This is a genomic window from Paenarthrobacter sp. TAF1, assembly GCF_052113825.1.
Lineage (GTDB): Bacteria > Actinomycetota > Actinomycetes > Actinomycetales > Micrococcaceae > Arthrobacter > Arthrobacter nicotinovorans.
The window spans coordinates 18,152-37,751 of the sequence record NZ_JBFRDO010000001.1 but is presented as its reverse complement, the minus strand read 5'-3'; the positions used below and the strand labels follow the sequence as shown (position 1 = coordinate 37,751).

Annotated in this window: 19 protein-coding genes; 4 read left to right on the top strand and 15 right to left on the bottom strand. The window is 62.9% G+C overall.

Annotation, left to right across the window (positions count from 1 at the left end; translation table 11 throughout):
- Positions 1-165 precede the first annotated feature (165 nt).
- The 3 genes from AB4Y81_RS00170 to polA all read right to left on the bottom strand — a co-directional run bounded on the left by AB4Y81_RS00170 (position 166) and on the right by polA (position 5,204).
- The gene (locus AB4Y81_RS00170) at positions 166-1,122 is read right to left on the bottom strand and encodes a polysaccharide deacetylase family protein (protein ID WP_189075598.1); all 957 of its coding nucleotides are present in this window, start codon (positions 1,120-1,122) and stop codon (positions 166-168) included.
- A gap of 51 nt (positions 1,123-1,173) precedes the next feature.
- Positions 1,174-2,487: a GNAT family N-acetyltransferase gene (locus AB4Y81_RS00165; RefSeq protein WP_441994788.1), complete on the bottom strand. Its 1,314-nt coding sequence runs from the start codon at positions 2,485-2,487 to the stop codon at positions 1,174-1,176.
- Between the two features lie 74 nt (positions 2,488-2,561).
- Complete coding sequence (polA, locus tag AB4Y81_RS00160; RefSeq protein WP_441994984.1) at positions 2,562-5,204, bottom strand: DNA polymerase I; 2,643 nt, start codon at positions 5,202-5,204, stop codon at positions 2,562-2,564.
- 160 nt (positions 5,205-5,364) lie between these two features.
- Here polA and AB4Y81_RS00155 point away from each other — a divergent pair, with 160 nt between their 5' ends.
- Positions 5,365-5,829: a hotdog fold thioesterase gene (locus AB4Y81_RS00155; RefSeq protein WP_026267138.1), complete on the top strand. Its 465-nt coding sequence runs from the start codon at positions 5,365-5,367 to the stop codon at positions 5,827-5,829.
- A 25-nt stretch (positions 5,830-5,854) separates the two neighbouring features.
- Here the strand turns inward: AB4Y81_RS00155 and AB4Y81_RS00150 are convergent, their stop codons facing one another.
- The 6 genes from AB4Y81_RS00150 to AB4Y81_RS00125 all read right to left on the bottom strand — a co-directional run bounded on the left by AB4Y81_RS00150 (position 5,855) and on the right by AB4Y81_RS00125 (position 10,502).
- Positions 5,855-6,406 (bottom strand): dihydrofolate reductase family protein, encoded by a 552-nt coding sequence (locus AB4Y81_RS00150; protein WP_018777532.1) that lies wholly within the window; start codon positions 6,404-6,406, stop codon positions 5,855-5,857.
- Between the two features lie 13 nt (positions 6,407-6,419).
- Positions 6,420-7,304: a hypothetical protein gene (locus tag AB4Y81_RS00145; protein WP_018777531.1), complete on the bottom strand. Its 885-nt coding sequence runs from the start codon at positions 7,302-7,304 to the stop codon at positions 6,420-6,422.
- Positions 7,301-8,272 (bottom strand): hypothetical protein, encoded by a 972-nt coding sequence (locus AB4Y81_RS00140; protein ID WP_064722102.1) that lies wholly within the window; start codon positions 8,270-8,272, stop codon positions 7,301-7,303. The genes AB4Y81_RS00145 and AB4Y81_RS00140 overlap by 4 nt, the downstream gene beginning before the upstream one ends.
- A 109-nt stretch (positions 8,273-8,381) precedes the next feature.
- Positions 8,382-8,603 carry a hypothetical protein gene (locus AB4Y81_RS00135; protein WP_018777530.1) on the bottom strand — a complete coding sequence of 74 codons (222 nt, stop codon included), beginning with the start codon at positions 8,601-8,603 and terminating at the stop codon, positions 8,382-8,384.
- A complete protein-coding gene (locus tag AB4Y81_RS00130; RefSeq protein ID WP_018777529.1) occupies positions 8,600-9,805 on the bottom strand; it encodes an inorganic phosphate transporter in 1,206 nt (401 codons plus the stop codon). Before AB4Y81_RS00130 ends, AB4Y81_RS00135 begins: the two co-directional genes overlap by 4 nt.
- Before the next feature lie 178 nt (positions 9,806-9,983).
- The gene (locus tag AB4Y81_RS00125; RefSeq protein ID WP_039241178.1) at positions 9,984-10,502 is read right to left on the bottom strand and encodes an HAD domain-containing protein; all 519 of its coding nucleotides are present in this window, start codon (positions 10,500-10,502) and stop codon (positions 9,984-9,986) included.
- 114 nt (positions 10,503-10,616) lie between these two features.
- Between AB4Y81_RS00125 and kynA the strand changes: the two genes are divergently transcribed.
- Genes kynA through AB4Y81_RS00110 form a run of 3 tightly spaced genes read left to right on the top strand, consistent with a single transcriptional unit; the run spans position 10,617 to position 13,647 of the window.
- On the top strand, positions 10,617-11,486 hold the full coding sequence (gene kynA / locus AB4Y81_RS00120) for a tryptophan 2,3-dioxygenase (RefSeq protein WP_018777527.1): 870 nt from the start codon (positions 10,617-10,619) through the stop codon (positions 11,484-11,486).
- Between the two features lie 48 nt (positions 11,487-11,534).
- Complete coding sequence (locus tag AB4Y81_RS00115; protein WP_018777526.1) at positions 11,535-12,779, top strand: kynureninase; 1,245 nt, start codon at positions 11,535-11,537, stop codon at positions 12,777-12,779.
- A gap of 7 nt (positions 12,780-12,786) precedes the next feature.
- Positions 12,787-13,647, top strand: coding sequence for a PaaX family transcriptional regulator (locus AB4Y81_RS00110; RefSeq protein ID WP_431230567.1), 861 nt, complete (start codon positions 12,787-12,789; stop codon positions 13,645-13,647).
- On the opposite strand, the gene AB4Y81_RS00105 is transcribed toward AB4Y81_RS00110, so the two are convergent.
- The 6 genes from AB4Y81_RS00105 to AB4Y81_RS00080 form a co-directional block, all read right to left on the bottom strand.
- Positions 13,634-14,974 carry an MFS transporter gene (locus tag AB4Y81_RS00105; RefSeq protein ID WP_018777524.1) on the bottom strand — a complete coding sequence of 447 codons (1,341 nt, stop codon included), beginning with the start codon at positions 14,972-14,974 and terminating at the stop codon, positions 13,634-13,636. The two genes, AB4Y81_RS00110 and AB4Y81_RS00105, sit on opposite strands and share 14 nt — an antisense overlap.
- 35 nt (positions 14,975-15,009) lie before the next feature.
- A complete protein-coding gene (locus AB4Y81_RS00100) occupies positions 15,010-15,300 on the bottom strand; it encodes a Dabb family protein (protein WP_018777523.1) in 291 nt (96 codons plus the stop codon).
- Complete coding sequence (locus AB4Y81_RS00095; protein ID WP_193590511.1) at positions 15,297-16,961, bottom strand: FAD-dependent oxidoreductase; 1,665 nt, start codon at positions 16,959-16,961, stop codon at positions 15,297-15,299. The genes AB4Y81_RS00100 and AB4Y81_RS00095 overlap by 4 nt, the downstream gene beginning before the upstream one ends.
- A gap of 50 nt (positions 16,962-17,011) precedes the next feature.
- Positions 17,012-17,797: an SDR family NAD(P)-dependent oxidoreductase gene (locus tag AB4Y81_RS00090; protein WP_055975638.1), complete on the bottom strand. Its 786-nt coding sequence runs from the start codon at positions 17,795-17,797 to the stop codon at positions 17,012-17,014.
- 228 nt (positions 17,798-18,025) lie between these two features.
- A complete protein-coding gene (locus tag AB4Y81_RS00085; RefSeq protein ID WP_079581484.1) occupies positions 18,026-18,820 on the bottom strand; it encodes an IclR family transcriptional regulator in 795 nt (264 codons plus the stop codon).
- A 1-nt stretch (position 18,821) separates the two neighbouring features.
- On the bottom strand, positions 18,822-19,544 hold the full coding sequence (locus tag AB4Y81_RS00080) for a GntR family transcriptional regulator (protein ID WP_189075608.1): 723 nt from the start codon (positions 19,542-19,544) through the stop codon (positions 18,822-18,824).
- Between the last annotated feature and the right edge of the window lie 56 nt (positions 19,545-19,600).

Sequence of the window (19,600 nt, the reverse complement as noted above, 5' to 3'; positions counted from 1 at the left end):
GGATAGTTAGTCGGTCAGGCAAACCGCTGCCGCCCGGGTCCGGACGGCAGAACACGGCAAAGCGCCGGGTCATCCTGATTTGTGGATTAGTACAAAATGGATGCATGCACGTAGTACACGCCCGTTTATTCTAGTCGTATTGGCAAAGCAGGGTCAAAAGCGGTGTTATGGCTTCAAGACATCCCCGAGCCGCGCGAAGGAAATACCCTTGTCCAGCAACCGCGGCAAGGCGCGCCCATAGCCTTCCGCCGTTGCTCCCGCCGGCTTGTTGAAGTGCGAAATGACAATGTCTCCGGGCCCGACCCGGCCCACCTCGGTGGCGACGGTGGCCGCCGGAAAGGTCGCGCCGCCGTCGCCGTTGACAGTAAAGTTGACCGGCAGCATGCCGAGCCTGCGCGTCATGGCGGCCGTGACGTCGTCGTAAAAGGCCGTTCCCGGACGGAAGAACCGCGGGGACTTCCCGAACGTGTCCTGCATGATTGCCTGGTTGCCCATGAGTTCGTCGTACGCCGCGGACGCTGTGGCCGTTCCGGTGATCCCATAGGCTGACTTGCCGCTGACCGACAACGGAAGGTGTGATGTCCCGTGGTTGGCCAGTTCGAACAGCGGGTCCGCTGCCAGCTCCGCGGAAAGTCCGGGATTGGCCTGGATCCAGCGGCTGTTGACGAAGAGTGTGGCGGGTACGTGGAGCTTGCGCAGGGTCTGCAGCAGTTCATGGTCGCACCCTGAACCCCCCGGCCCGCCGCACGCATCGAACGTCAAAGCCACTTGCTTGGCCGGAGAGTCGTTGACGACTCCGGTGACGTGCAGTCCCCATTCCTTTGGCTGCCTGCCTGCAAACTCAGCAAGGATTTTTAGTTTGTCCGGCACCGCCGGGGTCTTCATGGTCGGCTGCGCGAGGGCGGCTGCAGCCTGTTCGCTCGACTTGGCAGAGACGGACGGAGGCGGCGTAGCGGGACCGGTTGGCCGCAATTGCTCCGTTGCCGCATCCTTTTCAGGAGCGGCCGGCAAGGACCCGGTCCCGCTGTCTGCACATCCTGCCAGGACAGCAGTTGCCAAACCTGCCATTCCAAGCAGCACTGATCGCCGGCCAGCCAATGGCCGCCGCTTGGAATCCCCCATGGATGTCCTTACTGACGTTGTAACTATGTGGTTGTAGTGAAGTGGTACTGCCTAGAAGTGTGTCAGACAGTGAGCGGAACGTTCCACTGTGAACAACTGCTGGGCCAGGAACGCGGCGCCCGGGGTGTTCTCGCGGATGCGGCCGGCGGCTGCCAGCGTCACCGGCGATACCGCACCCAGGTAAATGGAGGCGAGGCCTGCGGCGTCCATGCTGAGGTCCGGCGTCTCACCCGAAGCATCCTTGACGACGGCGGCAGCACCGCCGTCGGATTCCAGAAGCCAGGTGCCGCCCGCCAAGCCCAAGGAGTCGGTGACCTCAATAACCAGGCGGCCGGCTGCAGGGTACTTCCGGGCCTCCAAAGCGGTCTGGGTATCCAGGATCCTGAGCCACAGCATGTCACGGACTTCGGAAGCCTCAATGCACCTCTGGTCCTCGAGCGCCCATGCCAGCGGATCATCCACGGGGGCCTCGGCCCACGTGACTTCGTCGATGAGGTCGATGCTGCCCAGGAAGCGCCACAAGTCGCGGTAGCCGGCGTTGGTTGCGGCAACGAGGTCCACGATTTCCATGGTGTACGGCTTGTGGTCCCAGCCCTTGAAGCGGTAGGAAACGTAGCCATCCAATGTTCCGGAGGGGTCGTAATGCAAGGCGCAACGCACGGAGGCATCGGGCTTGCCGTCATGGCCGATTGAACCGGATGCCACCAAGCGGTAGTACTCCTGCCTGTCGACCGAACCCGGAGAAAGCCGCTGGACCCGCTCAAAGACCTCGGGCGCAACGTCCAGGAGGACTGAAGGATCGGCGACTTCGACCACGCCTTCAGGCTGTCCCTTGAGCCGGAATCGCGGACCGGTGTCGACTTTGATGCTGCGTTCAAAAGTGGCCACACCAAAGCCGAATCGTCCGTAAATGGAACCTTCGGAGGCCGTGAGCGCCGCCATGGCGAGGCCGTCGTCCTTGGCGCCTTGCAGGTCGGCAGTGATCATGCCGCGGAGGATTCCGTTGCGCCTGTGGGTTCCACGGACGGTTACGGCAGTAATCAGGTTGGACTCCAGCTGGCGCCCGTAGCCGATGTTGAGGGACTTGCGCATGGTGGCATAGGTGGCCACCGGGACATCCGCGCCGAGCGAATGCTCGGGAACGTCCGCGTTGACATAGACACCGGTCAGCTCGCGCTTGTCGGTCCGGTAGGCAGCCAGGGTTTTGGCCAGGTATTCGTCGTCCCGCCGCTCCTGGTGGAAGCCGTGCGAGACGGCCTGCACCCAGGTGGTGCAACGGCTGTAGCCTTCGTCAGTCTTGTCGGCGACAACAGGGAATCGTTGGACAGAGTACTTTTCGGAGTTTCTTTCATTGGGATCAGCCACGCCTTCGAGCCTAGCCAGACGCCTGAGGGCGCGCCACCACCACGGCGGCGCGCCCTCAAGCGGTTACTCGAAAGCTAGTGTCCGGCCTCGTACCAGCTTGATCCGACGCCGATCTGGACATCGAGCGGAACTGACAGGTCCGCGGCAGAGCCCATCTGTTCGATGACCAGTTTCTCCACGGCTTCGCGCTCCCCCGGCGCTACTTCCAGGACGAGTTCGTCGTGGACCTGCAGCAGCATGCGGGACTTCAGGCCCTGGCTGGCGAGCTCGGCCGATACCCCCAGCATGGCCCGCTTGATGAGGTCGGCAGCGGAGCCCTGGATCGGCGAGTTCAAGGCGATCCGCTCTGCTGCTTCCCTGGCCTGGCGGTTGGTGCTGGTCAGATCCGGCAGGTAGCGGCGGCGGCCTTCGATGGTGGCGGTGTAGCCGTCGGTCCTGGCCTGGTCCACGACGCCCCTCAGGTAGTCCCGGACACCACCGAAGCGGTCAAAGTAGTCCTTCATGAGCGTCCGGGCCTCATCGACGGAAATCTCCAATTGCTTGGACAGGCCGAAGGAGGTGAGGCCGTAGGCCAGCCCGTACGACATTGCCTTGACCTTGGAGCGCATGGCGCTGGTGACTTCTGCCGGCGCGACGTTGAAGATCCGGGAGCCCACAAAGCGGTGAAGGTCTTCGCCGTCCCGGTACGCCTGGATCAGTGCCTCATCGCCCGAAAGGTGGGCCATGATCCGCATTTCGATCTGCGAATAGTCAGCGGACAGCAAGCACTCGTAACCTTCGCTCACCACGAAAATACCGCGGACCCGGCGCCCCTCTTCGCTGCGGACCGGGATGTTCTGCAGATTCGGGTTGTTGGACGAGATACGGCCGGTGGCGGCGATGTTCTGCGCGTAGGTGGTGTGGATTCGCCCATCGTCAGCGACGGACTTCTTCAGCGTCTCCACCATCTGTGCCAGCTTGGACGACTCTCGGTGCGCCATGAGCTGGACCAGGAACTCGTGGCCGGTCTTTTCAAGCAGAGCCTTGAGCGAGGCAGCGTCCGTGGTGTAGCCGGACTTGATCTTCTTGGTCTTGGGCAGGCCCAGTTCCTCGAACAGGACTGTCTGCAGCTGCTTGGGCGAACCGAGGTTCACCTCATGCCCGATAGCCGCAAACGCCTGTTCCTGGGCGGTCTGGATCACCTTGGTGAGGTCCGCCAGCTGTTCATCCATACGGTCCGTGGAGACGAAGATGCCCGTCAGTTCCATTTGGGCCAGGACGCGCGCCACTGGAAGCTCCAGCGTGGTCAGCAGGGCGTCGGCTTTGCGGTCTGCAAGCTCCTTTTCGAATTGCTTGCTGAGCGCGTGCACGACGGCGGCATGCTGGACGAGCGCGGCAGCGGCAGCCTGGTCCGTATCACCGGAGAGGTCGAGTTCCAGCTGTCCGGACTGGGAAGCGGCCGTGGCCAGGGAGATTTTGAGATGGACCTGTGCGAGTTCGGCGAGGTCGTAGCTGCGGCGGTCGGGCTGGATGAGGTACCCGGAGATGGACGTGTCATCCACGACCCCTTCCAGGCCGAGGCCACGGTTGTGCAGGGCCTTAAGTGCCGCCTTGAACTCGTGCAGCACTTTGGCTTCTTCGGGGTCACGCAGCCAGCGGGCCAACGCTCCCTCGGCCTCGGCGTCCAGGCCCGTCAGTTCAATGAAGGCTGCACCGTTGGCGCGGACGACGGCCAAGGCACTGGCGTCCTCGCCCACCCGGCCGGGGACCAGCTGCACGGCGAGGGCCGAACGCATGCCGGATCCGGCGGTGAAAAAGGCTTCCAGCCCGGAAGCATCCGTGAGTGAGTCGAACTCGGGGGCATCGATGGTGTCCGGAGCAGCCCCTGCTGTGTCGTCACCATAGAGGTCGAAAAGGCGCGTGCGGAGGGTCCGGAATTCGAGCTCTTCAAAAAGCTCTTCGATGGCCTGCCGGTCAGGACGCGGTTCGTGGAGATCCTCCAAAGTGATGGGCAGCTCCAGGTCCGTAAGCAACTGGTTCAGCCTGCGGTTGCGCTTGACGTTTTCCAGGTTCTCCTTGAGCGCGCCGCCCACCTTGCCTCCAATGGAATCAAGGTTCTCCAGGATGCCTTCCAGGCCGCCATAGAGGTTGATCCACTTGGCCGCAGTCTTGGGGCCAACGCCTGGAACGCCGGGCAGGTTGTCGGCGGATTCGCCGACAAGTGCGGCGAGGTCGGAGTACAAACCGGGCTTAACGAAGTACTTCTCCTCGATGGCGGCCGCGTCCATCTTGGGAATGTTGCTGACACCCTGCTTCGGATAAAGCACAAAAACGTTGTCGTTGATGAGCTGGAAGGCGTCCCGGTCACCGGAAACCAGCAGCACCTCGAAACCGGCAGCATCAGCCTGCGAGGCCAGCGTCGCAAGGACATCGTCAGCCTCGTATCCGGGCATGGCGATGGTTTTGATGCCCCATGCCTCCATCACCCGCGCAATGAGGCCTATCTGGCCGGCGAACTCAGCCGGAGTGGCGTTTCGGCCGCCCTTGTACTCGCTGTACTCCGCCTTGCGGAACGTCGTGTCGTCGGAAACGTCGAAAGCGACAGCCACATGCGTGGGCTTCTGGTCCTTGATCAAGTTGATCAGCATGGACGTAAAACCGTGCACCGCGTTGGTGTACTGACCCCGGGCCGTGGAGAAATTCTCGGCAGGAAGGGCGTAGAAAGCCCTAAACGCCATGGAGTGGCCATCCAGGACCAGCAACCTTGGCCGGCCCTCCCCCGCGGAGACGCTGGAAGTAGTGGCAGAAGGGGCGGGTGCTGTTGCAATGGCAGCAGCTTGGGCCGTTGGAACCTGGTCCGGTTTGGTTGTTTCACTCACAGGTGCCAGCCTAGTTGGCATGATGGACAATTTCACGCCGAACAGCTTTGTCGACCAACTCAATGAGGCCGGGGTGCCCGAAGAATTCCACGATTGGCTTTCCGCGCACGGCGTGGGAACCCTGGTGGTGAAAATGGGTATCCGTTTCACGGAGATGAGTGCGGAACGGATGGTGGCCACCATGCCTGTGGAGGGAAACACCCAGGTAGCAGGCATTCTCCATGGTGGAGCCCACGTTGTGCTGGCGGAGACCCTTGGCTCCTTTGCGGCATCGTTGCACGCCGGAAGGGGACGCCACGCCGTCGGCATTGAAGTGGGCGCAACCCATCACCGTTCAGTGGCAACGGGTACCGTCACCGGCACGTGCACCGCGATCCACCTCGGCGGCACTTTGGCCACGCATGAAATCGTCATCACTGACGAGAAAGGCCGGAGGCTCTCAACAGCCCGCATCACCAACATGATCCGGGACAACCGCCACTGATTCCGCTCGGGCCGGAAACCCGCCATTACCGTGCGGATTGCTGCAGCCGGTAGCGCAATTCCACCGCAGCCCCACCAAGCGTCCTCGACGAGACCAACTCGAGTGGCGCCGTCGGGCCCTTCAACGGCAACAGCGGCTTTCCGGCGCCCAGTATCACAGGCACGATGGTGACAATCATTTCGTCGAGCAGTCCGGCGTTGGCAAATTGGGCCACCAAGTCACCTCCACCGACCAACCAGACGTTCTTGCCGTCGGCGGCCTTGACCAGGTCGGGAGCGAATTCGCTGACCTCGCCCCGAACGAAGGTGATATCCGATCCCGCGGGTGCGGAGTACTCGTGGTGGGTGAAGACCCAGCACGGGATATCCGGATACGGCCACGTGCCGGGTTCGTGCTCAATGAGCCACCTGTAGGTGTCTCCGCCCATGGCGATGCAACCAACGCCGGCCATGAACAAGCCAATGCCCTCGTTGACTTCGTCGACGCTGTCGAACTGCAGGAGCCAGCCGAGGTCGTCGTCAGGCGAAGCGATGAAGCCGTCGATGGTGGAAGCTACGTAGTACTGGAACGTCGACATGGCCCCAGACTAGTCAGTCCGAAGCAGGGTTCCCATACTCCACGCGGACACTCCCGTTATCCGGCAGGACCACCACCCTGCCGCGATCCAGCGACCATCCGTCGTTCAGCAGGAAGATCCGTCCGCCGCTGACCACCAGCAAGCGCAGGCCGGTGTAACGGTACAGGGGTGCCGCCTCCGAGCCGGCCGACTCCTCCTTGACGTTAGGCACAGTAACGGCCAACCGTTCCTTGCTGTAAACGACGGCGGTGGGCAGCAGGTGGGAGCGCTCCTGGTAGTCGACCGCGGCGCCCCGCCCCAGCGCCTGGGCGTAGTCGGAGGTTCCCCAGAACAGCAGGAGCGTCACCAGGACAAATACCAGCCACCCTTCGAGGGCGCCCTTGCCGGCGCGCGGGGCCTGCGCTGAAAGCCCGGCAGCCCGGCGTCGGACCCGCAGGCCCCAAGCGCCGACAACGAGCCCCGCCGCGATGAGGAACGGCGCATAGAGGACAGTCTGTTCAGGGCGCGCCGTCACCGCAAGCCACATCACGGCGGCATAGGCGAAAGCTAGGAAAAGAATTACCGTGGCGGTCAACTGCACCCGCCTCCGCTGCCCGGGAAATTCGAGGAGGCGTGCCACTGCCCGGTCCAGCATCAACCACAACAAAGCGATGACCACCAACCACGCCAGGGGCTGGAACAACGACTGGATACTCCGCAGCATGAAGTCCTGGACCGTGTAGCCGAACAGGCTGACATCCAAGCCCATCGCTTTCGCCTGGGCATCGGTGCGTGCCCATCCGAAATAGACCAGCAACGCCGTGACAACCGTCAACGGCGGACCGACGACCGAGAGCACCTCGAGGGTCCGTTGCCATCGGGTGTTGCTTCGGTCTGGAGCCGCCGTTTCTTCGCTCACGGTGAGGCCGTGGGGGTTGCTTCAACGGACACCGTGGGGGTCCCGGTGGTGGTAGATGGACCTCCTCCGGTTGCCTTAGGGCTCGGGGTAACTCCAGCGTCGTCGTAGAAGAACGTCACTGAACCGGCGATGTCCACGGTGTCCGTGACCGATATCCGGACTGACTTCCGCCCTTGGGCGGGCGGCATCCGCAGGTAGAGCGTCCCGTAGTCTTCCCTGTCCCCCACGAATTCGACGTCTGCCGGAACGCCGTCGAACATGACCTCGCCAACGCGGACGTAGTAGCCGTCGAGGCGGACAATGGTGCCGCCGGAACTTGGGCCGGAGGCCCGGGGCGTCCCCGGAACCGGCCTGAGCTGTTCGTCCACTACCGTCAAGCCCAGCAACTGGCGCGGACATGCCTCGCCCAGCCCGGGTTCGACCTTGAAGGCAGCATCAGGGTTGCTGCGACGTTGGGCCACCAAAGAGGCCGACATGGCTGCAACCCTGAACTCCAGGCACTGACTCTGTGGAATCCGCGGCATGGCCGAAACCGCGTTGGACGCCCTTTCCCAGTCCCCCCGGCTGCCGCTTAGCACGGCGCGGCAGACAGCGGCACCGGCCACCCAAACGGCCGCGTCCTCCGCCCCTTCGATGCTGCGGTCCAGGGCGTCGCACTGGAATTGCTGCAGAAGGAGGTATCGCTGACCGGAGGTGGGATCGTTGGGCCCGACTGGCCCTATGGGAATCCATCGCACGACTGGCGCGTCTGCCTGCGGCGCTGCGGGACCGGCAGGGCCGGCAGGTTGTGCCGCCGTCGGATCGCCGGCCGTTGGACTGGCCTGTCCGGAGGTTGCGGTCGTTTGCGCCCCGGACCCCGGCTGCGGGGAAAGGCCTTCAGAGGACGGCGGCAAGCAGGCTGAAAGGACCAGCAGCAGGACCGGGACCAGGGCAAGTCCTGCCGGGCGGCTTCGGGATTGGCACTTCATGACAGCCCCATATCTGCCGGACCACGACCACGCAGTCATATTCATGGCTACACTGCCGATTATTCTCCCGAATGGACGAAGCTGCCAGAGTAGTTGCTACCCGCAGTTGCTACTTTCCGAAGTACGGAACAATCAGGTAGATGCCGAACAGGACGGCCACCCCGCAGAAGCCAAAGCAAATGTAGGCCAGGGACCGCATCAGGACCGGGGACTTCTGCTGGGCGTCGCCGGCAATGGCAGTAAGCCGCACGCCCAGGGAGTACAGGACCACGAGCGTCACGGCGGCAAGGAGGGTAACGCCGGCTACCTGCAGCAGTTCCAACCATTTCATCGCTGCACGTCCTTGCTCGGGGTGTTCTTTCGGGACTTCTTCTTCTTGCGGAACCGGACGGCGTGGCCGGCCTCTTCAACCTCGACGGCGTTGTGGTGCCCAACGTGCGATTTCCGGGATACAACGAACATGAAGACGATGGCTGCCGTTCCGGCTACTGCGGCGATCACGACACCCACGACGCCGACCCCAACAAGCAGGGCGGTCAGGGCACCAACGATCGCCGATGCCGGGAGGGTAAACAGCCATCCCAAGGCGATCTTGCCTGCGGTGCCCCAGCGGACGGAGGTGCCTTTGCGGCCCAGGCCGGAACCGATGACGGAGCCGGAAGCAACCTGCGTGGTGGACAGGGCGAAACCCAGGTGCGAGGAAGCAAGGATTGCGGAGGCTGTGCTGGTTTCAGCTGAGAAACCCTGGGCGGGCTTGACCTCGGTCAAACCGGACCCCATGGTGCGGATGATGCGCCAGCCACCGGCGTAGGTTCCGATGGCAATGGCAAAGGCGCAGGCGGCGATGACCCAGAACTGCGGTCCGCTGCCAGGTGTCTGGGTGCCCCCGGCGATCAGGACCAGCGTGATGATGCCCATGGTTTTCTGCGCGTCGTTGGTACCGTGCGCGAGGGCCACCAGGCTGGACGTGAAGATCTGGCCCGTGCGGAAGCCGCCTCGCTTTTGCGTGAGCTTGTCGCCGGTTTCGGGATCATGCCGCGAGGTGAGCGCGTAGGCCAGGCGGGTACAGATGTACGCCACCACGCCAGCGATCAGCGGCGCGAAGAGCGCAGGAAGGATGACCTTCTGCAGAACGGTTTCGAAGTTGATGGAGTGGAATCCGATGCCCACAACCGCGGCGCCGATCAGACCGCCGAAAAGCGCATGCGAGGAACTCGACGGCAGGCCCTTGAGCCAGGTGATCATGTTCCAGAGGACGGCACCCATCAGCCCGGCAAAGATAATGTCAGGAGTGATGTGGATGCCGTCGGAGCCTTCGCGGATCAGGCCACCGGAAATGGTCTTGGCCACTTCAGTGGACAGGAATGCGCCCACAAGGTTGAGTACCGCGGCCAAGGCAACGGCCGTCTTGGGCTTGATCGCCCCCGTAGCGATAGGCGTGGCCATCGCATTGGCTGTGTCGTGAAACCCGTTGGTGAAGTCAAAGAATAGGGCCAACGCTATTACCAGCGCGACCATGAAGGTGATATCCACCTGTTGCCCAATCTGCAGAGTCGACGTTCAGCAGTTTCACTTCCCCATACCTGCCATCCACAGCATAGTTCAGCAATTGTTCAACTGACCCTGCTTGCGGGATTCACTCTGGCGGGCTTGAAACCTTAAGAATCCTACGTGCCATCCACTGAGCAGCCAAACGTATGGGATCCCCGGTTCACCCCAGGTACCTGCGCACGGCCGCGAGTTCGCCCCGGCTCAACCCTTTGCGGGGATCCGGTGAGATGCAAAGCACACGATCCTGCTGGTATTCGGCCCACGAGCGGGCATCCGACTCCTGGCTGAGCTGGTCGTCAAGCCAGATAATACGTTCACTCCCGGTCGCTGCCAGGTCCTTCTGCAGGGCTACCAGCTTCCACCATTCCGGCCCCTCATCCCAGCCTTGGCTTGAAAGTACCGGCCAGTCCTGGCCGTTCAGGCCAATAGCGGGGCACAGGAACTCCGGCGCGAGGCGCTCCCACGTCGTCAGCCACACGAACCTGGCGGAGGGATGTTCAGCGAGGTCGTTGAGCTCGGCCACGGCTTCAGGCGCAAAGGCAACCTCCAGGATGCCGGCGTCGGCGATGCTCCATTCGCCGCCCCAGTCCGTGGTTCCCATCGGACTGAAGGGGTTCACCACGCCGTCGACGTCAAGGTAGATGGACACGGGCCTCACGGCGTCCCCCATGGAATCCACAATCGTCCCCTCCCCAATAGATGGAAGCCAGCCTACGGGAACGGGGTTTGTTCGGATGCAGCGAGCCGATAATCAATCTCTTGACGTGCGTCATGGAAGTGATAATCTCGAATCATGGAAAAGCCCCCAGTCCACTCCGCCCAGAGCGTCCGCGACATCGAGGACACCGTCCGCACCGATTTCAGGCACGCCATGTCCTACGGCGGGTATCTGGACCTTGATCGTTTGCTTAGTTCCCAGCACCCGCTCAGCAAGCCGGAACACCACGACGAATTGCTGTTCATCATCCAGCACCAGACCAGCGAACTCTGGCTGAAGCTGGTGCTGCACGAGTTGTTGGAGGCCAGGCGGCTTTTCGACGCTGACAACCTCGGCAAAGCGCTCAAATGCATCGCCCGCGTGAAGGCAATCCAGCGCACGATGACGGAGCAGTGGTCCGTCCTGGGCACCCTTACGCCGCGCGAGTACGCCCAGTTCCGCGGGTTCCTGGGCAGCTCCTCAGGCTTCCAGTCCTACCAATATCGCGGGGTCGAGTTCCTGCTGGGCAACAAGAACCGCGGGATGCTGCGCGTCTTTGAAAGCGAACCCGAAGCCCACGCCCTGCTGAGCACCCTCCTGGAGGAGCCCACGCTGTACGACGCGTTCCTCGGGGTCCTTTCCCGTGCCGGCTATGACATCCCGGCGGACATCCTGAACCGTGACACGAGCGAGCCGTGGATCTTCCGCAAGGATCTGGTTCCCATCTTCCAGAAGATCTACGAATCGGATGACACTCAGTGGGGACTCTACGAAGCCTGCGAGGACCTTGTGGACATCGAAGACAACTTCCAGGCCTGGCGCTTCCGTCACCTCCGGACCGTCCAACGCACCATCGGCTTCAAGGTCGGTACCGGCGGATCCTCCGGCGTGGACTTCCTCAAACGCGCCCTGGACCTGACGTTCTTCCCCGAGCTCTACGCCGTCCGCACCGAAATCGGCAACTAAGCACACCACCCCCGGGCAGCGCCGCCCAGACCTTCCGCAGGAGAAGCCATGACCACCCCACAGCAGACCCAAAGCCCACTGCAGACGTCGGCCGAACTGGACGCCGCTGATCCCCTCGCCGCCCAGCGTGAGGCCTTTTACGCCCCCGACGCCGATCAGCTCACCTCGTACCTGGACGGCAACTCGCTCGGACGCCCCCTGAAGGCAACAGCGGCGAACCTCGCCTCCTTCGTCCACGACGCCTGGGGCAGCCGCCTCATCCGCGGCTGGGACGAACAATGGATGGACGAGCCCACCGCTGTGGGCGACCGCATCGGCGAAGTGACCCTCGGAGCGGCCCCGGGCCAGACCATGGTGGGTGACTCCACCTCCGTCATGCTCTACAAGATGATCCGCGCCGCTGTCGACGCTCAGCCAGGCCGCGACGAGATCATCATCGACCGTGACAACTTTCCTACTGACCGCTTCATCATCGAAGGGATCGCCAAGGAACGCGGGGCAACGATCAAATGGATCGCGGCCAACCCCGCCAGCGGCGTCCGCGCCGCGGACCTCGACGGGCTCCTCGGTGAGCGGACCGCCGTCGTGGTCCTCAGCCATGTCGCCTACCGCTCAGGGTTCCTGGCGGACGCTAAGGGAATCACCGCCAAGGTGCACCAAGCCGGCGCCCTCATGCTCTGGGACCTCTGCCACTCTGTGGGCTCCGTACCCATGGAACTGGATGCGTGGGGCGTGGACCTTGCCGTCGGCTGCACCTACAAGTACCTCAACGGCGGACCCGGCTCCCCTGCCTTCGCTTACGTCAACTCCTCGCAGCAGGACCGCCTGCAGCAGCCCATCTGGGGCTGGATGGGCGCCGACAACCCCTTCGGCATGACCGAGGCCTACCGTCCGGCGCAGGGCATCCGCCGCTTCATAACCGGCACACCCCCGGTCCTGGCCATGCAACCCCTCAAGGACATGGTCGAACTTATCGCCACCGTGGGAATGGACGCCATACGGGAGAAGTCCATCAAACTCACGGAGTACGCCATCGCGTTGTCCGAGGAACTCCTGGTCCCGCTCGGAGCAGAGATTGTCAGCCCCCGGGACCCGGCAGAACGCGGTTCTCACATCACCGTGGACCACCCGCTCTTCGCCGACGTCACAGCCAAGCTGTGGGAAAAGGGAGTCATCCCCGACTTCCGCCCCCCGCACGGCCTCCGCATCGGCCTCTCCCCGCTCAGCACCAGCTACGCCGAGGTTGAGCTGGGAGTGGCAGCTATCCGCGACGCCCTCGCCGAATTGCGGTGAGCCGGGTATGAGCGCCGTCCTCGATGACATGGACTCCCGTCCAGGCAGCACAACCTCATTGCTGCGCACCGTCATCGGCCTGTACTTGCGCGACGCGGGCGGATGGATGTCCACCAAGGACATTGTGTTGCTCATGGACGCCCTGGGGACATCGGGAACAGTCACGCGGACGGCATTGGGCCGCTTGCGGAAGAAGGACGTGCTCGTGCAGGAGAACCGGGAGGGCATTCCAGGCTTCACCCTGACAGAAGGTGCGGCCACCATGCTTGCCCGGGGCGATCGGCGGATCTACAACCCGCGGACCATGTCGCCCACGGATCCCTGGTGCCTGATTTCGTTTTCGATCCCTGAGACCGAACGTGAGAAACGGCACCAGCTGCGGCGCAGATTGCACTGGATCGGCTGCGGGACAGTGGCCGCCGGCCTGTGGATCTGCCCGGATTCCCTCCGGGTGGAAGTGGAGGAAATACTGTCGGACCTGGGGCTGCGCAACGTAACCACAATCTTCGTGGCCGGTACACCCATGGTGGGTGGCAGCCTCCGGGAAGCGGCGTCCAAATGGTGGGACTTGGAAGCAGTTGCTGAACTCCATAGGGATTTCATCCGTGAACACGCAGCAGCGGTCATTGATGCCGCACCGGAAGTCGAACCCGGCGCCTCCGCCTTCGCTGCCTACGTCCGGTGCATCGACCGGTGGCGCATCATTCCCTACCTCGACCCCGGGCTGCCGCAGGCATTCCTGCCCGCCGACTGGCCCGGGGCCGAAGGTGCCGAGTTGTTCAAACGGATCCTCGCAGCTTATGCGGAACCCAGCTCGGAGTTCGTCCGGCGTTCCCTCCAGGACACGGTGACGGTCACGGCTTCCTGACAGCAGTTCCCCGCCAGTAGGGCTCCCCCAACTCTCCTATGGGAGTCCTGGCCGTTTCCCGGGAGAAGAAGGCGGAAACTCCGGCGATGGCCATGCACAGTACCGCGAATCCCGCTACGGGAAGCCAACCGTCGTGGCCCTTGCCCAGGAGCAGTCCTGCGATGAGGGGAGCAAAACCAGCCACCACCAAACCCAACTGGTTCCCCAAAGCCATGCCGGAATACCGGACCGGGGCCGCGAACAGTTCGGCAAAGTAGGCAGGCCAGATCCCGTTGAAGCAGGAGTAGAGCAACGTCATGTTGATGAACGCTGCGGCGAAGACCAGGAAGATGTTGCCCGTGGACAAAGCCGCGAAGTAGGCGAAGATCGTCACCGAGCAGCCGATGGCCGCAGTCAGCAGCAGCGGCCTGCGTCCCAACCTGTCGGAGAGTTTCGCAGTCAGGGGCATCACGAACATGGACAGGCCAATGGCTACCGCATTCACCGTGAGGATGGGTGCCTTGTCGAACCCTGCTGCACCGGTGGCGTAGGACAAACCGAAGACCGTGAAGATCGTCTGCATCACTGACATGATGGACATGCCAATCACCCTCACCACATCCGCAGATTGGAAACGCAGGACTTCCCGTAACGGCAAAGGAGCCACAGCCTTGCGGTCCTTTGCTTCTTCAAAGATCGGAGTCTCATCCAGGTGCGTACGCACCCAGTAGGCGATGCCCAACACCACAATGGACAACCAGAAAGGGATGCGCCAACCCCAACTCATCAGTGCCTCAGTGGGCAGAGCGGACACAGGAATAAAGACAATCGTCGCGAGCACCATGCCGGAGGCATAGCCGGTCATGACGAAGCTGGTAAAGAAACCACGTCGCCCTTCCGGTGAGTGCTCCAGGGTCAAGGTGGACGCGCCTGCCGATTCTGCCCCTGCGGAGAAACCCTGTGCCAGGCGGCCAATGACCAGGAGAACCGGAGCCCAGACGCCGATCTGGCTGTAACCCGGCAGGAACCCGATGCCAAGGGACGACAGTCCCATCACGGCCAGGGTGATGAGCAGGATCTTCTTCCGGCCCAGCTTGTCACCGAAATGTCCCATGACCAGGCCGCCGACCGGCCGTGCCACGTAGGCCACGCCAAACGTGGCGAAAGCCCCGATCAGGCCAACTGCGGGATCATCGGAAGGGAAGAACAGCGGGCCGAAGACCAGTGCAGCGGCTGAGCCGTAGATGAAAAAGTCGTAGTACTCGAGGGTGCTTCCCAGAAACGAGGCCAAAGCGGCTTTTCCGGGGGTTTTGCGCAGCGTCGTTGGCTGCGTGGCAGTTGTATGCATGGCTGTTCTCCTTTGAACGGCGTCCAGGCGTTGATTCAGAGGTGGAAATCGACGGCGATGATGTGTTCGCTGTTGGGAAACGAATACTTCTTGAGGGGCTCGTGCAGCGGGTGTGTGTTGTAGACCTCAATGTCTTCCGCCGCGGCGAAGTCGGCAACGATCGCGTAGTCGAAGGAGCGTTCCTGCTGCAAGATGTCAGCGCCGTGGGTCAGTTTCAGGAGGCCGGGAATGTTGCCGTCCATGGCATCCAGTCCCGCCATCCACGCGGCTTTGTCGGCTGTGGGAAAATCCGGCTTGAACTTGAACAGCACTGCATGGCGGATCATGCTTCCACCCCTGTCATGACGCTTTCACCCGCGTATTCGGCCGGCTGGCCCGCAATGGTCCGGCCCGCCAGGTACCCCATGGTCATGATGGGACCCAGGGTGGCACCGGCACCCGGGTACCCAGCGGCGTAGGCATTTTCGGTGGTGTTACCGGCAGCGAAAAGGCCCGGAATGGGTTGTCCGTCGACGTCCAGGACGCGTGCCCGTCCGTCCGTGGCTATGCCTCCATTGCTCCCAAAGGCACCATTGACCACTTCCATCGCGTAAAACGGGCCGGTCACCAGCGGGCCGAGCGATGGGTTGGGCCAAGGGCAGTCGTCGTCGCCCCAGTACTTGTCGTAGGCGCTTTCACCCCGGCCGAAGTCCGGGTCCTCGCCTTTGACGGCGAATTCGTTGAAGCGGCTGACCGTAGCCCTCAGTTCCCCGGCAGGAACACCGATCTTTGCGGCCAGTCCCTCCAGCGTGGGTGCTTCCACGAGGTATTCGGGCGTGGGCTGGCCGGCCCGGTGTGCAAGGACGCCGTAGCGCTCCAAGTAGGCGTGGTCGAAGACCACATGTGCCGGTGTATTCAAGGTCTGGTTGTTGGGCGAATCCCAGGACTGAAGGCAGCGCGCAAGGTCGTTGTAGTTCTGTGACTCGTTGGCGAAGCGGCGTCCGTGCCGGTTGACCATGAGCGAGCCGGGCCCTTGCCGTTCGAACCTCAGCAGTGTGCCCACGGGTGCCCCGTCCCGGGTGTCTCCCGTTATTGACATGGGGGCCCACCAGGCTTCGCGGGTTCCGCGGGTCTGTGCCCCGATGCGTTGTGCCATCCTGAGCCCGTCGCCTGTGTTGGAGGGCGGTGAGCACATAATGTAGAGGCGCGAGGCCAGCAACGAATCGGCCAGGGCCTTGTCCCATTCGAATCCGCCGGTAGCCAGTACGACACCATCGTTGGCAAGGAACGTTTCTCCCGATTCGAGTTCGACGCCCGCGACCCGGCCGCCGTCGAGCAGCAATCGTTGACCACGGGCGCCAACCACCAGCGCAGCGCCGTCCCGGACCAGGCTTGCGAGCAGCATGCCAATCAAGGCGTGCCCCTTGGCCACGAGCCCTTGGTCCTGGCGCTGGTTGAGTTGAGCCCACGGAAATTTGGTGAAGGCGCCCCAGTTCTCATACTCCTGCATAGTGAATGGTGCCCTGCCATCGGAGCGGACGTGGCGGGCGAGGTCGCCGAGCGCCTCCCGGATATTGAATAGTTCAGGTTCAACAGTGCGCCCGCCTTCAACGGAACCGGGTAGGTCCTGGCGGTAGTCCGGAAAGTTATCCAGGAAGATGAAGCGGAGCCCGCATTCGTCCTCGGCAAAACGGAGCATGGTGTCTCCAAAATCAAGGGCAGCGTCAAGGAGCTCTTCGCGGCTGCGTCCACGCGCCACGGCCCGGATGTACCGGGCGGCCGCTTCCTTGGAGTCGTCCAGGCCCGCTTGGCGGGCATGGTGGTTGTCAGCCACCCAGAGCATGCCGCCCGAGACGGCAGTGGTTCCGCCGAGAAGTTCGGTCTTTTCGAGCACGACGACGGACTTGCCCGCCCGTGCGGCGGTGGCCGCTGCTGTCAGTGCCCCTGCGCCAGAGCCGACGACGACGACGTCGTAGGTACCGGCCTGTGTGCCGTTGAGAAATTTCACGAAGAATGCCTTTCAGAGGGGAATTGTGGTTCAGTTGCGGATGCTTGGGCTCAGACAGCGGTGTAGCCGCCGTCGATCACCAGCTCGGATCCCGTGGTGAAGCGGGACTCATCGCAGGCAAGGTAAAGAACGCCGTAGGCGATTTCGTCCGGTTCCCCCTGCCTGGGGAGGGGGCTGTTGCCGACCAATTGCCGGTAGTAGGCCTCTGCCCCGATCGCGGACTGTTCCGCTGAACGGCGGCTCATCCTGGTGTTCATGGAACCGGGGTGTATCGAGTTCACGCGGACACCGTGAATCCCGTAGGTAGCGGCGTCGGACTTGCTGAGGAGCCTGACGGCACCCTTCGTTGCGTGGTAGAGGGGCACGTTGCTTCCACCTGTTAGTCCATGAATGGACGAAAAGTTGATGATGCTCCCGGACTGCTTTTCGATCATCCCCGGAACGATGTATTTGGTCATGAGCCAAACCCCCTTGACGTTGACGTCAAAGATGGCATTGAAGTCATCCATGGAGGCGGTGTGGCTTGCTCCGGCGGCACCGATGATTCCGGCTGCGTTGACCAGGATGTCCGGGGTGCCGAGTTCTTTGCTGAGTCTCCCGATCGCTGATGCGACGCTGGACTCATCGGTGACATCGACGTCGTATTCGGTGATGCCCGGGCGGCCGCCTCCGGACGGTGCCCCGGCGCGGTCCAACGACGCCACCAAGGCTCCATGGTCCGCCAACAGCCGGGCAGTCGCGCTCCCCAGGTCGCCCCTGCCGCCGGTAACCACGGCCACTTTCCCGGCCACGCGCCGGGCCGCATCGGCCGGCTTTCCGCGTCTTTCTGAATCCATGATCAAACTCCTCCTGCCGCGGCATTGCGGCGTTCAAACATCACTGCGGCGCAGGGCAGCACGGAAGAGAGCCTCAAGGGGCTGATCGTGAACTTGGGCGAAATGCCGTGAGGGTCTGAGTCCTCTTGGATGGCTCCGGACGGTGGTCCTGTCCGCAGTGCCCTGCTGTGTCCTCCACTTTGCCAGCGGCCCTGTGAGTAGAGCCACAGCGTTACCGATGAACGGGAATCAGATGCTTCCGTTGCTTTGGCGAAGAGCGCCCTTGAGTTCGCCGCGCCAACCGAGGGCACGCGAAATACCCCTTGCTGCCGTCATTAAAACGGGCACACGGACGGCGGCGTTTTCTTCATTCCTGGGCACCACCACACTCAAGGCCGCCACGACGGCGTTGGTGCGGTCGAAGACAGGCACGGCGATCCCACTCGACTCCGGCACGATGATCCCAGGCATGGACGCGAATCCCCGCTGGCGGATCGCTGCCAGGTGGCGGCGCAGTTCGGCTGGATCGGTCAGCGTGGCGTCAGTGAACTTTTCAAGCGTCCGGGAGAGGAAGAGCTCCTGATAGGCGGCTGAGGAATACGCCAGCAGGACAAGCCCGGAGGATGTGCCGTGCACGGGCAGACGTCCGGCCACCTTGGTGATGTCCACCATCGAATCCCTGAAACCAATCCGCTCGATGTAAAGGACTTCATCGGACTCCAAAATTCCCAGCGTTGTTGAATGCCGGACCACAGACTGCACGTCTTCCATGAAGGGCAGCGCGGCCTCACGCAGGCCAACCATCCGGGAGCTTCTGGACACAAGCTCCCACAACCTCGTGCCAATGCGGACCTCGGCATTGGCTTCCCGTTCAAGAAGGCCCTCGGCAAGCATCTCGTCCACCAAGCGGTAGGTGGTGGTTACGGGCAGCCCCGAGCGGCGGGCCAGCGTGGCGACGCTCATGGTCCGATGGGAGTCGTCGAACGCGCCGACAAGCCGGACAACCCGACGGATGACGGACTCGCCGGAAGTCGAGTTGGCCACGCTATTCCCCTGATTTCACGCGCGAGACAAACCTGAACCGGTCACCGCGGAAGGTACTGTGAGTCCACTCAACGGGCGCCCCTATCCCGTCGCGCGCCAGCCTGTTGACCACCAGAAGAGGGGCCCCCATTTCAATCCCCAATATCCGGGCGTCACCCGGGCCGGCCAACGCAGTTTCCACCGTATCCTCGACCTCGGCAATGCTTATCCCGTAAGTGTCCCGGAGAGCGGCATACAGCGAACCCGCCTTGGCAAGGCTGGCCTTGAACCGTGGAAGCCTTCCCGGAAGCCATGCGACCTCATGGGCCAGTGGTGCACCATCGATCAGCCTGATGCGTTCCAGTCTGGTTACCAAGCCACCCTCCGCGAGCCCGAGGTGCGCAGCGACCTCCTGGCTGGCCTTGGTGACATTCAGGGCCACCAGCGTCGAACCAGGTTTCAGTCCCTGCATCCGGGCGTCGTCGGAAAATGAGGTCAACTGCCGCACATGGGTCACCTTGGGGGGTGCGACAAAAGTGCCATGCCCCTGGATCCTCCCCAGCTTCCCCTCGGCAACAAGCTCACTGATGGCCAGGCGCACCGTAGTGCGGGACGTTGCATACGTCTGCGCAAGAGCCCTCTCGGTGGGAATGAGGGTACCGGGCTTCAACCCCGTGATGCGGGCAAGGATTTCGGTCTTGACCATGTAGTACTTGGGTGTTGCCGGAGCTGTATCAGCGGACATACGGACAAACTACCTGTAGACAAGGGGATTGGTCTATGCCAATCTAGGCGGAGTGC